Here is a 15,213-nt window from a genome sequence, read left to right on the forward strand (position 1 = left end):
CCAAGTGCTTGTTGAAGCCACCTTTTGGTCGCAGGCGACCCGGCTTTAGCTGAGTGTTGAGCGGAGGGAGGGATCTTGCGGGGCGCGGCACTACGGTTGCGGTTGGCATTTCCGGATTGCGCCGCCAAACGCTGCGCCTGCTACCGGCTCGCAGCCCGCTAAAGCGCCGCCGCCACCGAGCGGGCAATCACCAGCTCTTCGTTGGTGGGGATCACAAGCGCAGGTATTGCGCCTTTGGTAATCAGCCCCTGCCCCGCATCATTGGCCGCACCATCCAGCTCAAAGCCCAAAAAGCCCAGCCGCTCCAGCACCCGCGCCCGGATCGGCGGTGCGTTTTCGCCAATGCCGCCGGTGAACACCACACCATCCAGCCCGCCCATCGCGGCGGCGGCGGCGGCCACTTCCTCGGCCACGCGCAGCACAAAATAATCCACCGCCTCAGCCGCCTCGGGGGCGGGCGAGGCCAGCAGGCTGCGCATGTCGTTGGTCAGCCCCGAAAGGCCCTTGAGCCCGCTCTCCTTGTAAAGCACCTGGGTGATTTCGGCGCTGGTCATGCCCTGATCGTCCAGCATCCACAGCAGCACACCCGCATCAAGCTGGCCGGGCCGGGTGCCCATGCACAGCCCTGAAAGCGCCGAGAACCCCATGGTAGAAGACACCGATTTGCCGCCTTCCATGGCGCAGAGCGAAGCACCATTGCCCAGATGGGCCACCACCACCCGCCCCGCGTGGAGGTTGGGGTAATCGCTGGCCAGCTTGCCTGCGATATAGTCGTAGCTCAGCCCATGAAACCCGTAGCGCCGCACCCCCGCCTCGTAAAACCGGCGCGGCAGCCCATAGGTATCAGAGGTGAACGGATGGCCTCGGTGGAACGCCGTATCAAAACAGGCCACCTGCACCGTGCCGGGAAAGGCGCTCATCGAGGCCCTTACGGCGGCAAGGTTATGGGGCTGGTGCAGCGGCGCGAGCGGCTCCAGCCTGGCAAGCTCGTCAATGCGCTCCGGGGTCAGCCTGAGCGGCGCGCCATGATCCGGCCCGCCATGCACCACCCGGTGACCCACGCCCGCCAGTTTGCGCGCGCCCATATGGGGAGCAATGGCGGCGAAAATCGCCGTAACGGCAGCATGGTGGTCCGCCGCAGGGATGCGCGTTTCAACCTTCGGTTCGCCGGGGATCTCAAGATCAAGCTCCGCCGCGCCGCCAATCCGCTCAACCTGCCCACCCGCTTCCTCAACCAGCGTGGCGGCGTCAAACAGGCCAAACTTGATGGAGCTTGAGCCTGCGTTCAGCGTCAGGATTGCACTCACTTGTGCGCTCCATGTTCTGCCAGCGCCGCCACAGCGCAAGAGGCGAGCCGCGCGGCATCGTCATCGGCGCGGCTGGTCAAAATGATCGGCACCTGTGCGCCAACCACAATGCCGCCTGCCTCGGCATGGGCCACAAAGGTAAGCTCCTTGGCCAGCATGTTGCCCGCCTCCATGTTGGGCACGACCAATATCTGCGCCCGCCCCGCCACAAGGCTCTTGATCCCCTTGGTGCGCGCCGCGCCAAGATCAATCGCGTTGTCCATCGCCAAAGGCCCATCAACGATGCCCCCCTTGATCTGGCCGCGATCGGCCATCTTCGACAGCACCGCCGCATCAATGGTTGACGGGATTTTCGGGTTCACCGTTTCCACCGCCGAAAGGATGCCAACGCGCGGCTCCTCGATGCCCAGCGCAATCGCCAGATCAATCGCGTTCTGGGTGATATCCACCTTGGTTTCCAGATCGGGCGAAATGTTGATCGCCGCATCGGTGATCAACAGCAACTCCGACAAGCCCGGCACATCCATCACAAAGACATGCGAAATCTGGCGCCCGGTGCGCAACCCGCCGTCACGCTTGAACACCGCGCTCAGCAGCAGCCCGGTGTGCAAATGCCCTTTCATCACGGCCTTCGCACGACCCTCATGCACCAGCGCCACGGCCCGCGCCGCCGCCTTCGCATGATCCGGTTCCGAGATAATCTCGAACCCGCTCAAATCACGCCCCAGCGCCTCGGCCGCCGCCATGATCTTGGCCGGATCGCCAATCAGGATCGGGTCGATGATGGTGTGGTCAAACCCCAGAAGCGCCCCACCCAATGAGTTTCCTTCCTCCGGCGCAATCACCGCCGTGGGCATCGCAGGCATCGGCTCAACCATCTCGATCAACCGATCAAAATGCTGGTGCCGCTGCACCGTCAGCCCGGGAATGTCATCAGCCTTGAAGCTCAGCGAATGCTCTGGCGCAAAAACCGTCGCCTCGCCGCGCACAATCACCGCCCCGTCACTCAACCGCGACACCGTGGTGTGAAACCGCACCACCCGGTCCGGCTCCTTGGCGACCAAAACCACCTTCACCAAAATCTCGTCACCCGCATGGGCGCGGCCACAAAATTCCAGATTGTGTGAGCGATAAAGCGTGCCGGGGCCCGGCAGTTTGTTGCCCATCACAGCCGAAATCTGCGCCGCCAGCCACATTGAGGGCGTCACCGCCTCCGGCAACCCATCGCCATCCCCATCCTCGCGCGGCAGGTGCATCGGGTTCAGGTTCCCCGAGGAATTGGCAAAAACATAAAGGTCATCCGCCAAAACCAACCGCTGGCTCTCCGCCTCCATCCCGACTTCAAGCTGGTCATAAGGCGTGTTTGTGAAAGTCTGAATCATCAAAGGCTCCGGGCTGGAAAATCCCGCGCAGCCTGCCCTATTCCGCGCCATATGAAAAGTGCTGCGACGCAGCAACTCAACGTCAGGTCAGCAGGCCGCCAGGCGCATTTTCTTGCCGAAAATATCCAAGCCCCAACACCCGCCAAAGCACCGCCCCAATAGCAAAGGCGCAAAGCTCACCAACCGCAATAAAAAATGGAATGCGCCGCAAGGCGCGCCTTTTGGCAGCCGCCTAGATCTGGCGCAGCATCTGCTGAATTTCCTTCCGGTAAGGTGGCAAGCCCTTTGGTTCGCGCACCACCGGCGCGTTCACCACCACCGAGCCGCCCCTATGGCCCGACATTTTCTTCTCGGCCCAGCTTTTCACATAGGCCACGTTCTTGCCGGTCAGGAACGGGTTGGCCTTGATCACACCAACCCCCAGCACATCCACCAGCATCGCCTGATCTGACGCCGAAAGCACCACCGCCGCCCCCTGCGCGCCAAGGAAATGGCACAGATACAGCCGCCCGGCGGTGATCCCGTGGCCCCGCGCCCGCAAATAGCTTTCGCCCTCCCGCGCAAGGTTTTTCACCATCTCGCGGCTGATGGTTGGATCGTTGCGCAACGCCAGCAAATCGCCGCGCGATAGCGAGCTGTAAAGGTCGGGGCGATAGGTTTTCATCATCCTGACCCAGGTGCTTTCGATAAACTGGCCAAGGCCCGTCGCGGTTGATAGCGGGTTCTTCGCGCTCGCGTTCCCGCCGCTTTCCACCTTGATGATCTTGTTGACCAATTGCTCCACCGCGCCACTGGCCGGCCCCGAAGCCACAGCGCCAGAGCCGGGGGCAACGGCGGTAAACGGGTCGACCGCCTGCCCGCCAATGCGCAACTCAAAGTGCAAATGTGGCCCGGTCGAGCGCCCGGTGGTGCCAACATAGCCCACCAGCTCCCCGGCGCGCACACTGGCCCCCTGTTTGGTGGCGAATTTGGTGAGGTGCGCATAGCGCGTTTCCATCCCGCCCGCATGGGCGATCTTGAGCAAGTTGCCATAACCGCCGCCGCTGCCCGCATAGGCGACCTTGCCGTCAAAGGCGGCATAAACCGGGGTGCCCGTGGGGGCGGCCCAATCAACCCCGGAATGCACGATCACCTTCTTCAGGATCGGGTGATGGCGCGGCCCGAAGCGCGAGGTCAGCACCCCTTTCACCGGCGTTGTCATGCCGCTGGCAAAGCCGCCCCCCGCGCCTGCCTTCGGCTTCAGCCCAAAGCAGCCAAACTCGCCCTGCGGGTTCTTGGTGTAAACGAAGCACTCAATGTCAACCGCCTCGCCGCGGATCGAAATATATAGGATGCGCCCCTGCCCGCTCATCCCGTCTTCACCGCCCCCGCCGGTTGGCTCTGGCGCATAGAGTAGCCGCATCCTGTCACCAGGGTTGGCGAATGCATCCAGATCATGCTCCTTGGACAGCAGCGCAATCGCTTCGCCCACCACCACCGAAGGAATGCCATTGCGGATCGCGGCCGAGTAGAAGGCATCAAGCATCCGGTAGCGTTGCTCGGTCACAACCTCCTCTTCCTGGCCTTCGGCATAATCAAAAAGCTCATCCTCAAACCAGGGGTCAGAGCCGGGCCCGATATCGCCCTCATCGGTCAGCGACAGCGTGCCAAAATACTCCTCCTTGTCGTAAAGCGAGAGCTGGCGAAACGACAGCCTGCTGCCCAGTTGCGGCTGGCCCCGCATCGCCACCACCATGCCGACCGCCAGCTTTTCAAGGGCGAAATGCGCCTTGGCGGCCTCCGCCACAACCTTGGCCTCAGCTTCAAAAAAGTTGTTGTCTGCCAACAGGTCTTCAAGCCCGCGCTCATGCTTGATCTTGACAAAAATATCGCGGTCCAGCTTTTCGCGCAGGTCTTGCGGGCGCACCAGCGCAACCGACGTGGTGTTTTCAATCACCGTTTCCGTGAAGCCGTATTCGCCCCCCTCTTCCTCCTGAACGCCAATCGCCTCGCCCCAGCCGCCGGTCTCCTCGGTCAGCGCCTCGTCCTCGCGCTCCCCTGCGGCTTCGGCCACCTCCGCCAGTTCCCCGGCCCGGCGCGCCACACCTTCCTCGTCCACATCCTCGGCGGCGATCGGCTCGTCATTCGCCGCCGCACCGCGCTTTTGCATCTGGAAAAAGGCAAAATCCTCCTGGCTCGATGGCAACGTGGTCACAAACCGCGCCTCCGCCGAGACCATCACATCATCCACCAACAACAGCTTTCCGGTCGGGATGCGGCGCCGGTCAATCCCGGCACTCGGGCGGATTTCATGGGTGGCCTTCGCGCCGTCTTCAGAAAACCGGATAATCAGCGGATCGCCCGCCAAATCGGCAAACGCCGCCACAAAGGCTGAAGAGGCCGCCGCCGTGTCTTCCTCCGAAGCCACAACAATGGTTTCCTCCAGATCGCCCTTCGCCACCTTTCCGGGCGAGCCAAAGGTCCACTTGTCCCAGGTCAGCCACAACCCGACCCCGATCAGCAACAGCGGCAACAACGCAGCCAGCGCGACCAGAACACCACGCCGCCGCGCCGCCCGCCTGCGCCGTTTCGCTGCACCGGCAGCCTGGGTAAACCGTGGATCAATCTCGTCTTTCAGCACGAAAGCTATCCTGCCCGCATCACACGCAAAAATGAAGCCTTACGTCGATCAACGGCGCCCCGGATTGCGGGAGGGCGGGCGGGGCGATGCGGGCGCAGCCCCGCGAGCGTCGCACGGCCACTCAATCGGTTATCCGCCCAACGCACCGCGGCTCAAACGGTTGATCTTGGCAGGCACCTTCTTGCCGCTTTCGCTCACCGTCGGCTTGGTCGAAATTTTTGGCGTCGTCGAGGTTCTGGATTGGCTTGCCGGGGGGGCTTTGCGCACCACCCGCGTTGTGGGTTTGGCCGCCGCCAATACCGGCGCCGCCTCCACGCCCGTGCACACCACGCCCGGCTCCAGCGATAGCAGCTTGAAGGCATCTGCCGATGGTTCGGCGCGGGCCTGCTCTGCTGTCACCTCGCCACGTGCCGCATAGTAGCGCAGCAGCGAGATGCGGCTGACACGGCCCCAGATGCCATCCACCGTCGCGCGGTGGCAGCCAACGCGAGCCAGCTCCTCCTGCACGGCGCGCGGCAGATCTTCGGGCACCGGCACGGCGGCCAGTTGCTCATCGCTCGGCGCGTTTGCCGTATCGGTCTTGCGCCGCGCGGTCGCAACCAGCGCCTCGGCGGCGGCCACCTTATCGGCCAGCGTGGCTTGGCCGGTTTCCACCGAGCGGCTGCCCACCCTTGCGGTTTGCTCGCCGTCTTCCCCGGCCTCGCCGATCTCCACACTCGGGTTGGGGGTGCTGTCGACCATCGCCACCAGCTCCTCGTCGGGCACATCCTCGATCACCAGCGTGATCCCATTCTCGGCCAGCGCCCCAATCACATTGCGGATCGAGCTTTCGTCCAGCCCGTTGATGGCTTCAAGGTCTGCCTGGGTGATCATCGGCCCCTGCTCGATCTCGGGGCGCAGATAGACCTGCGCCCGCAGGCTCGATTGATCCCACGGCACCTGAGCGCCATAGGTCTTGGCCACCACTTGATTGCGCACCCGGATCATCAGATCAGAAATCGAGATACCCGGCGTTTCAAGGTGGCTCAGCAAGGCTTGGGTAAAGGGGCTGGTCTCCCCTGAAGCGCCTTCCGGGGCCGTTGCGCCGGGCTGGGTGGCAAAGCCCACAAAGCTGCCCGCGCCACTGTCTGGCTTGGCCAATCCCCCCGCATGCCCTTCCCCCTGCACCGAAAGGGGCAGCGGGCTGGTGCGGTTGGCATCCAGCAGGTAAATCGTCTGCCGCCCCTCGCCCGTGAGCCGGCGCACGATAGCCGAAAAGGCCCAGGTCTCGTCGCGCAGCGTTTCCGGGTTGGTCAGGTCGGCATCGGTTGGCACCAAATGGTTTTCACCCTCCAGCCGAAAGGCGTGGCCGGAGTAGTAGAACAGCACCAGATCAGCGCTGCCAGCCCGCAGCGAAAAGCTTTCCAGCAACGGGGTAAGCACCTGTTTGGGGGCATTGCTGAGGCTCGTCACCTCAAAGCCGAGCCGGGTGAGCGCCTCGGCCATCTGTTGGGCATCGTTGACGGAATGAGAAAGCGGGCGAACGCCGGTGTATTTGCCGTTGCCGATAACCAGCGCAATGCGGTCTTCGGCGCGGGCGGTCCAGGGCAGCAAAAGCAACACCCCGAGTAGCAGCACAAAACCAGCGCGCATCAGGCCAAGCCGCTTGCCATAGCCTTGCCGCGCCAATGCCGTGCCCACCCGTTCCATTGCTTCTCCCCCAAACCGCCCCGGCACGCCGCCTTAGCGGAAAACGCCGGTGCGCAGTTTCTTGGTGATCGTCTTCTTTGTCCCGCCAGTCTTGGTCCGCGTGGTGGTGACGTTTCTCTTGATTGTTTTCTTGCCGCTGGATTTTTGGCTCGTCGACGGGGCTTTCTTTGTGGCAGCGGCCTTGCGCACCTTGCTGATCGCATTCGACGTTTTCTTCGAGGCAACCTGTTGCACGGCCTTACATGCCACTTCCTGATCGGTCTTGAGCGCGTTCAAGAGGCCGTTGGAGGGCTCCAGCTTGTCGGTCGCAATCTTGCGCGCGGCGTAGTAGCGAAACAGCGAAACCCGGCTGCCCTTGCCCCAATCCCCATCAATCCGCATCCGGTAACAGCCCAAGCGGCTCAGCTCGGTTTGCACGGCGATCGACAGTTCCTTGCCCTGCAATTCCGGCGCGGCAGGCGCCACACCGGCGGCGCGGGCCTCATCGCTGTCCCGGTCAATCTCGGTGCCCACAACACGGCTGCGCGGCGTGGCTGTTGGGGTGATCGCGCGGGTCGGCGCAAGGGCGGCCAGCACAAAGGCTTCACGCTCCTCGCCATCCGGGCCGATCACCTTGGTGCGGCCCGCGTTTGGATCGGGGGCCACGTTGCTCGCCACATCGGTTGAGCCATTCAGCGTAACGCCGCCCACCTCGGTGCCGGTGACACGCGCGGCCCCGGCAACTTGGGTGCCTGTTACCTCGGCGCCCGTCACCCGCTGGGCGGCACTGGTGCTGGCACCCGCCACCTCGGTTCCGGTCACTTCGGACCCGGTCACACGTTCGGCCCCGGTGGTGGCACCGGCCACTTCGGTGCCGGTTACTTCTGCGCCTGTCACCCGCTGCGCGCCATTGCTGGCGGCGGCGGTTGTGGCGGTTGAGGTTTGCGCGGTTTCGCCCGTCACCTTTTCAGGTGCGCTATCACCGCCGATAACAACCACGGCGCTCTGGCTTTCAGCCCGCTGCGCCTTGTTGGCGGTGGAGCCGCTGGTGCTGTTTGCGTCGGTTTCAACGCCCGCATCTGTCATGATCGGGTTGCCATCATCATCCAGCGGCACGTCAACGATATCAACAATCGCCACCGCTTCCTGGATCAGCTCAACCTCTTCCTCGACCTCTTCGATCACGATGTTGGTGCCCGAGTTGCCCAGCGCGGCCAACAGGCGCTTGCGGGTTTCCGGATCAAGTGCCGCGATCAGCTCATAGTCGGCGTCGGTCAACTCGGCGCTCTGTTCAACCTGCGGGTTAAAGTAAAACTGTGCGCGCAGGCTCGATTGATCCCACGGGGTTTGCCGACCGAATGTTTCACTCTCCACATCGTTGCGCACCCGGATCATCAGGTCCGAAACCGAAATCCCCGGTTCTTCGATGTGTTGCAGCAAGGCCTGGGTGAAGGGCGAGTTATCGCCCGCGCCATCCGAGGTCACATTGTTTGGCTGGGTCGCGAAGGCGACAAAGGTGCCCGAGCCCTTTTCCATCTGCGCAAGGCCCTCGGTGCCCTCACCGCGCAGGCTTTCAGGCAGCGGGTTGTTGCGGCAGGCATCTAGGAAAATCAGCGTCTGGCGATTTTTTGCCCCAAGCCGTTTGACGATTTCATCAAGCCGCCATGTGTCTTGCTCAATCGCCTCGCGGGAGGCCAGCGTGGCATCGGTGGGCACAAGGTAGTTTGCCCCCCCAAGCTGAAACGCATGGCCCGAGAAGAAGAACATCGCGCTCTCCGCGTCTTCGGCACTATCGGCAAACGCATCAAGCCGGGTCCAGAAATCGGCCTCATCGGCGTCGGTGAGCAGGGTCACCTCGAAATCGAGCCGCTTCAGCGCGTCTGAAAGGTCTTTGGCGTCATTGGTGGCGTTTTTCAGCGGATAGACGTTGTCATAGGCCGCGTTGCCCACCACCAGCGCCACCCGTTTGGCCTCGGCCGTCAGCGTGGCGGCGGTGACCATCACCAGCGCAATGGGGGCCGCGCGGGCCACCCGGCCCAGCCCGGCCGCACGCGCGCCGCCGCCCACAAGGGCCGAAGCAGACCGCAGGCCAGTGCCAGCACGGGAGATCATTTCAGAGAAAGTCCTGGTCTTGGGCGCGGATGCCATTCGTGCCACCAATCATCTAGTGTTAAAAATATACGTTTCTATCGTAGCGGAAGGGACGTTTTAATGCGAGTCCCGGCAGATCAAATCTTTCTACACAAATAGATGTGACCTGTATGGCCCGTCTTCAAGGCCCGTGCCCGTTTCACAGCCCGCCCGGCGGCGACAAGAACAGCGTCCAGCGCACGGTATCCTGGGTATCAACCTCGCGGAACTTCGCCGCCTTGTGGCCCCGCTCCCAGCAGTTTTCGATGCCCTCGATCACAAACCGCTTTTCGCCGATGCACATGGACACCGTGCCATCAATGATCGGCTGGCCAAACACATCCGTCGCATAAACGTAGATATAGCGGTTGCCCAACTCCTCCTTGACCACGTTGGCGCATTGGTTGGTGCCGATCGTCCACCAGCCCTCAGTTTCAAACTGGTCGCCCGAAAGCTGCCCGATCGCCACGTTCACAACGTCAAAACTCTGGTTGCACACGGCAAATTCAGCCCGTGCCTGCGCGGAAACACCGAGCACCGCAACCGCACCCGCTGCAAGAATTTTCGTGACTTTATGCAAATTTACCTGCTTCATAAGCGCAGAAGTAAACGTGTTTTTAGGGATTGGGCAAGAATTCGCCTTATTTGCGCCCTAGATTGAAAACATTCACCTGAGATATTATACTCCTATTCAGTTGGAGGATGACCATGGACAGAGCTGTGAAAAATACCCTCGTAGCCTGCGCGCTAACAGCAGCGCTGGCAACGCCCGGTTTGGCACAGATCGCCAAATTCCATGTCGTGGCGCCCGCTGTACCATCGGCTGGCCTGATGAACAAAACATCCTCGGATGACATTGCTGGTGCCTTCGTTGGCAGCACCGTCGAGATGAACGAGGCCCGCGCGGCATCGCTCAGCGAGATGCGGGATGCGACGGCGATCACCGCTTCTGCAAGCGAAAGCCTTGATGCCAACGGCGAAGACAGGATGGGCGTTCAATCAGCCCCCGCAGCCCGGATTTCGGCCGAAATTGGTGGCCCCGGCAAGCCGCAAGGCGATAACGCAGGCCATGAAGAAGTTGCGCTTGGCACCCTCGCAATGCCCGAGCCGCGCCCAACTTTCGAGCGTCAGGTTGTCGTGCCCACCCGCACCAAAGGCCCGCGCGGCGGCTCCAAGATCCGCACCGATGGCTACTGGAGCGTTGGCGAATTTCGCTAAGCCCACCGTCCCAACCGAACGGCCAGAGCCTGCGTGCGCTGCTCTCCCGGCGCATATAGGCCCCGGCGCAAAACGCGCGCTGGCGCTTTACGAGCATTTCCCCTGCCCCATCAGCACCTAGCTGAGTGATTTTCCCGCGCAAAGGCTTTGCGCGGGGCCGAGCGCATGGTAGCACTTTGGCAAGCAAAAACTCATCGCAAGGGGGCGTGACGTGCCTGTTCTCAAATCTGTTTCCTCGACTTTCGCCGCCGCATCCGTGGCTCTTGCCGCCATGGTGGGGGCGCCCGCATTCGCGCAGGGCGGCAATTTCAGCCTTGAATTGAACGCCGCGCGTGACGCGGGCGAAGGGTGCCGCCTCACCTATGTTGCCACCAACAACACCGGCCAGGACCTTGAGCAAGCCAGCTACGAGGTCGCTGTATTTGATCAGGATGGCGTGGTTTCGCGCCTGCTGATCCTTGAGTTTGGCCGCTTGCAAGCCGACAAGACCAAGGTCGTGCAGTTTGACCTCAGCGATATGGCCTGCACCAATATTTCCCGCCTTCTGGTCAACTCGGTCTCCGAATGTGTGGCCACTGGCGGCGGTGACGCCAATTGCATGGACGGTCTGGTGACCTCCTCGCGCGCCGAAATCCAGTTCGGCCTCTGATTTCACCGGGCCGCAGACGCCCGGAGCCACTGATCCGGGCGCAGGAGTGATTGACGGATGCAAGACATGCTGCCCGAAGGGCTGAACGGATTTGCCTGGGCCATTCTCGCCGTCCTGGCGGGGGCGTCGCTGGTGGCGCTGACGGTGGCCCTCTTCAAGGTGTTCCAGTTCGTCCGCCTTGGCGTGGGGCGGCGCAAACAGCCCGCCCAGATCGTTGAAAAATGGCTCTCAGGTGATGGCGACGGTGCTTTGAAACTCGCCGACAAGCGCAATACATCCACCGTGCGCGTGCTTTTCGCGGTGCTCTCGGCGCTGCGCTCAAACCCCGGCGACAAAGAGTTCGCCCGCGAAATCTCTACCCAGGTCGCGCTGGATGAACTCGCCCAAATGGCCCGCCGCATGCCCGCGCTGGAGGCCGTTGTGCAGGCCGCGCCCATGCTCGGGCTTCTGGGCACCGTGGTGGGCATGATCGAGGCTTTCGGCAAGCTCAGCCAGGCCGAGGGCGCGGTGGATCCAACGGTTTTGGCGGGGGGGATCTGGTCGGCCCTGATCACCACCGCCGCCGGGCTGGCCATTGCCATCCTGTTCTACTTCATCTCGGTCTGGCTTGAAGGCCGCATTGCCCGTGAGCGCGAAACGCTGGAGCGGCTGATCTCCACGGTGCTGCACGGGCGGGTCGAAACGCGGCCGGGCCGCACGGTCGTCTAGGTGGCTGCGGGCGGGAAAACCGTCATCGCCCCCCTGCCCCACGCGGCGGGGTTGGCCGGCGGGGCGGGCCACGGCGCAAGCGGCAGCGCGGGCGGCGGCGGGCGCGAAGCCGGCGATGTCTACCTCCCCGATCCACGCGGCGACAGGCGCGCGCCCTTCGCGCTCACCCCGCTGGCCGATGTGATGTTCCAGCTTCTGATCTTCTTCATGCTGTCCACGTCCCTCGCCCCCTATTCGCTGATCACCCTCGGCACCCCCGCCGCCCCCACCGGCCAAACCGCCGCCAAGGACAACGCGCCGGGCGGCGGTGCCCAAAGCATTGTAATCTGGCACGTCAGCCGGGGCGAAATCCGCGCAGGCAAGGCCACTCTGCCGCTTGACGCCCTGCCACAGGTGATCGATGCGCTGCGCGAAAAGGGGCTGGAGGAAATCCTGCTGTTCACCACCCCCACCGCCACCACCCAAGACGTGGCCACCGTGATCGAGGCCATCCGCAGCGGCGAAGTTGCCCGCCTGCGGCTCATCGGCAGGCCCGGATTATGACCCGGCTCTCCCCGCCCATCCAGCGCGAGGCAGGCCCATGCTAGGCTCCCGTTTCGCCGCCCAACGCAGCCGCCGCCGCCCCGATTTCGGCTTGGCCCAGGTCAATATCGTGCTGCTCCTCGTGCTGTTCTTCCTCGTCGTCGGAACCATCGTCGAAACCGATGAGCTACAGGTCGAGCTGTCACAAACCACTGACCTCCCGCTTGAACGCCTGCCGCGCCCGCTGCTGCTGATCACCCCCGGCGGCGACTGGTCGTTGGATGGCACCCTCCTGCCGCACGCCGAGATCGTCACCGCCCTCACCGCGCCGCCCCCCGATGGCCAGCCAAACGCCGTTTACCTGCTCGCGCCGCAGGATTTGCCCGCCGACATGCTGATCCAAACCATGCAAGAGCTGCTCCCGGCGGGGCGCACCGTCAAGCTTGTCACCCTCAAAAGCACCGCCCCATGAGCACCGATAGCGGCCCTATCCAGTTCATCGAACCCCGCGGGCAAACCGAAGTTGTGCTCTGGAGCGCCGCGCTCTTCATCGCCCTCGCTGCCCATGTGGCCCTGCTGAGTTGGTGGCAGGAGGCCTTGCCCGGCATCGTCCCCAAACCCGCGCCCGTTGAAACCGAAGTCACCGTCGAGTTGATCAAAATGGCCTCGCAGGCCGCCCCGCCCAGCGCGGTTGAAGCGGCGCGCGAAAGCGCCAGCGCAGCCGTGCCAACCACCCCTCCCCCCGAGGCCACCACCGCCCCAACGCCCCAGTCGCGCACCGGCCAAACCGCAGAACCCGCGCCCGAGGCCACCCGCATCACCGGCACACCGCTTGCCCCCTCCGCCGAGCCAGCCCCACCGCCCGCCAACGCCGAACAGGCCGAAACCAGCCGCGCCGCCCGCGCCGGAACCGAACGCGCGCCGCAGGTTGCCACCCCCGCCCGCGTTGCCGCAGCCCCGGTTGTCACCGAAAATGTCAACCGCCCCGAGGTCGCCACCACCGCACGCGCGGCCACCGAAACCCCCGAAATCGCCACTGCGACAGCGCGCGATGACCGTATCATTGAGGGCCGTGACAGCGGCACCGAGCGCGTCCGCACACGCAAAGAGCAAGAGGCCGTTACGGCTGTTCAGCAAACCGGCGAGGTGCAATCCGCCACCGCGCCGCAAGCCACCGAAGAAAGCACCACAGCCGAGCCGGAGGCGCTCGCCTCGCTCGCCCCAACCACCGCGCCAACACCGCCCAGCCCGGAAAGCGCGCCCGAGCGCCTTGCGCCCCGCCCTGAAATCCCGGCGGATATGGTGCCCGAACGCGTCACCGCAGCCACGCCCACCGCCGAACACCTCGCCGCTGCCGCCCCCATGGTTGAACCTGCCCCCGAGCAAACCCCCACCGAACTGCCCGGCCTCTCGGTGGGCGATAGCGGCGCCGCCGCCCCTGCCGCCCCCTCCAGCGAAATCAGCCAGCAGGATCGCAACCGCTACGCCGCCATCCTTGACTACCTGAAAACCTATGAAGGCGGCCCCTGCTTTGCCGCCCTGCCCGCCCTTGGCGAAGAAACCCAAAGCCTCACGCTTGATGCCTTCGGCCCAACCACCGCCTCGCTCGACGGTTTTCGCACCGGGTTGGAGGCCGAAACCGGCACCATCCCCGGCACCTATCTAAAGCCGGTGAGCGAGGCCCAATGCGCCACGCTGGCCTTCATCAGGCGCGCGCCCGCCTACCCCGCCTTCAACCTCTACTTCGATATGCCCGCGCGTGAGATCGCTTCGGGGGAGTATCTCTCAGGGCGCATTCTCAATGTCTCGGGGCAGGTCGTCCACTTCCTCATCATCGACGATGAAGGCACCGTGCAAGCGCTCGACAGCTTCCTCAAGTTCACCCGCAGCGGCGCCAGCTTTGATATCCCGATGTCGCTCACCGCAGGCCCCGTTGTCACCCAACAGTTGCTCCTGGCCATCGGCACCCCGGCCCGCCTTGCCACCGTCACCGAGCAAAACGGCACCGCCGCCGCGAGCTTCTTTCAATCGCTGGAAAACGAGCTCAAAACCAAGGGCATCTCGGCAGATCTCTCAATGGTTGCCTTCTCCGTCCAGTAACGAAATGTCCTGCTGAAAATATCCCGAAGGCCACGCCCGCCCCACGCACCATGGCCGCCTGAACCGCGCCGCGCCAGCCACCCGCCAACAAAACATGGAATGCGCCGCAGGCGCGCGATTGGATCGCGCTTACTGTTCTTCGGCGTCGTCGAAGCGGAAGTACCCCAGCGCCGCCGAGGCGGCCTCTTCTTCCGCCGCGCCACGCTGGCGGATCTCGGCCTGAATGATCGGCATCAACGAAGCGGTCGGCGTTCCGGCTTGTGTGTCCGAGCTGCCAATCGGCTGGTCGCTGGCGATGACAAGCATGAGGTAAGGCACAATCTCGCGCCCCGCCGCACCTTGCGGATGCAGCGCCAGCGCAAAGGTGGATGAGCCGTCTTCCTGCGGTTTCAGCCGCGAGGTCAGGTTGTAGGCCCCGCCCTGGCTGTCCACCAGGAACAGCGTCAAATCACGTCCCTCGATCTGGTCGATGGTGCCGCGAATAGGCTCCCCGGATTTCAGCACATCCCTGTCGAGCGTCAGCTTGGGGGGCCGCGCCTCCGAGGTTTTGGCGAAATTCTTCACAAAAGTCACCACAGCACACTGGCTTTCATCCACCAGGCGCACGCCGATCTTTGGCTCGGTGCCATGGGCTTCGCGGAAATCGGTCAACAGCTGCCAAAACGGGTCAACGCTGGTGGCATAGCCCACAATCTCAAACTCTTCCGGCGTTGCGCTGACAATCGAGGTATGCACGCAGCGCGGTGTCGAGTAGTTCTGCAACCAGCGTATCTGCTGGCCCACGCATTGGATCGCCCGGCGCGCATCAAGGCCATCCGGCCCCGCCGAGCAATCACCCAGCGCCGTGTTTTCGGCAGAGGCCATCGTCGTGCCCTCACCCGGATTGATCGTCCCGTCCACCGGCTCCAC

Annotated in this window: 13 protein-coding genes; 6 read left to right on the forward strand and 7 right to left on the reverse strand. The window is 63.7% G+C overall.

Features of this window, described 5'->3' with window-relative positions:
- Positions 1–158: 158 nt before the first annotated feature.
- The 6 genes from P1U55_RS04840 to P1U55_RS04865 form a co-directional block, all read right to left on the reverse strand.
- Positions 159–1,307 carry an acetate/propionate family kinase gene (locus P1U55_RS04840; RefSeq protein WP_301046387.1) on the reverse strand — a complete coding sequence of 383 codons (1,149 nt, stop codon included), beginning with the start codon at positions 1,305–1,307 and terminating at the stop codon, positions 159–161.
- Positions 1,304–2,689 (reverse strand): bifunctional enoyl-CoA hydratase/phosphate acetyltransferase, encoded by a 1,386-nt coding sequence (locus P1U55_RS04845; protein WP_301046388.1) that lies wholly within the window; start codon positions 2,687–2,689, stop codon positions 1,304–1,306. The genes P1U55_RS04840 and P1U55_RS04845 overlap by 4 nt, the downstream gene beginning before the upstream one ends.
- A gap of 232 nt (positions 2,690–2,921) precedes the next feature.
- Complete coding sequence (locus tag P1U55_RS04850; RefSeq protein WP_301046389.1) at positions 2,922–5,309, reverse strand: peptidoglycan DD-metalloendopeptidase family protein; 2,388 nt, start codon at positions 5,307–5,309, stop codon at positions 2,922–2,924.
- A gap of 129 nt (positions 5,310–5,438) precedes the next feature.
- Positions 5,439–6,998: a caspase family protein gene (locus P1U55_RS04855; RefSeq protein ID WP_301046390.1), complete on the reverse strand. Its 1,560-nt coding sequence runs from the start codon at positions 6,996–6,998 to the stop codon at positions 5,439–5,441.
- Between the two features lie 33 nt (positions 6,999–7,031).
- On the reverse strand, positions 7,032–9,089 hold the full coding sequence (locus tag P1U55_RS04860) for a caspase family protein (protein WP_301046392.1): 2,058 nt from the start codon (positions 9,087–9,089) through the stop codon (positions 7,032–7,034).
- Positions 9,090–9,267: 178 nt separating this feature from the next.
- On the reverse strand, positions 9,268–9,702 hold the full coding sequence (locus P1U55_RS04865) for a DUF1036 domain-containing protein (protein ID WP_301046393.1): 435 nt from the start codon (positions 9,700–9,702) through the stop codon (positions 9,268–9,270).
- Positions 9,703–9,938: 236 nt separating this feature from the next.
- Here P1U55_RS04865 and P1U55_RS04870 point away from each other — a divergent pair, with 236 nt between their 5' ends.
- From P1U55_RS04870 to P1U55_RS04895, 6 genes are all read left to right on the forward strand, one after another.
- The gene (locus P1U55_RS04870; RefSeq protein WP_301046394.1) at positions 9,939–10,325 is read left to right on the forward strand and encodes a hypothetical protein; all 387 of its coding nucleotides are present in this window, start codon (positions 9,939–9,941) and stop codon (positions 10,323–10,325) included.
- A 211-nt stretch (positions 10,326–10,536) separates the two neighbouring features.
- A complete protein-coding gene (locus P1U55_RS04875) occupies positions 10,537–10,974 on the forward strand; it encodes a hypothetical protein (protein WP_301046395.1) in 438 nt (145 codons plus the stop codon).
- A 57-nt stretch (positions 10,975–11,031) separates the two neighbouring features.
- Positions 11,032–11,682 (forward strand): MotA/TolQ/ExbB proton channel family protein, encoded by a 651-nt coding sequence (locus tag P1U55_RS04880; RefSeq protein WP_301046398.1) that lies wholly within the window; start codon positions 11,032–11,034, stop codon positions 11,680–11,682.
- Positions 11,683–12,225 carry a biopolymer transporter ExbD gene (locus tag P1U55_RS04885; protein ID WP_301046399.1) on the forward strand — a complete coding sequence of 181 codons (543 nt, stop codon included), beginning with the start codon at positions 11,683–11,685 and terminating at the stop codon, positions 12,223–12,225.
- 37 nt (positions 12,226–12,262) lie between these two features.
- Positions 12,263–12,676 carry a biopolymer transporter ExbD gene (locus P1U55_RS04890; RefSeq protein WP_301046400.1) on the forward strand — a complete coding sequence of 138 codons (414 nt, stop codon included), beginning with the start codon at positions 12,263–12,265 and terminating at the stop codon, positions 12,674–12,676.
- Positions 12,673–14,304 (forward strand): hypothetical protein, encoded by a 1,632-nt coding sequence (locus tag P1U55_RS04895; RefSeq protein ID WP_301046402.1) that lies wholly within the window; start codon positions 12,673–12,675, stop codon positions 14,302–14,304. Before P1U55_RS04890 ends, P1U55_RS04895 begins: the two co-directional genes overlap by 4 nt.
- A gap of 129 nt (positions 14,305–14,433) precedes the next feature.
- On the opposite strand, the gene P1U55_RS04900 is transcribed toward P1U55_RS04895, so the two are convergent.
- On the reverse strand, positions 14,434–15,213 hold a 780-nt coding region (locus P1U55_RS04900; protein WP_301046403.1), incomplete at its 5' end, for a hypothetical protein.

Source organism: Vannielia sp. (assembly GCF_029212645.1).
In the GTDB taxonomy this organism is placed as follows: Bacteria; Pseudomonadota; Alphaproteobacteria; order Rhodobacterales; family Rhodobacteraceae; genus Vannielia.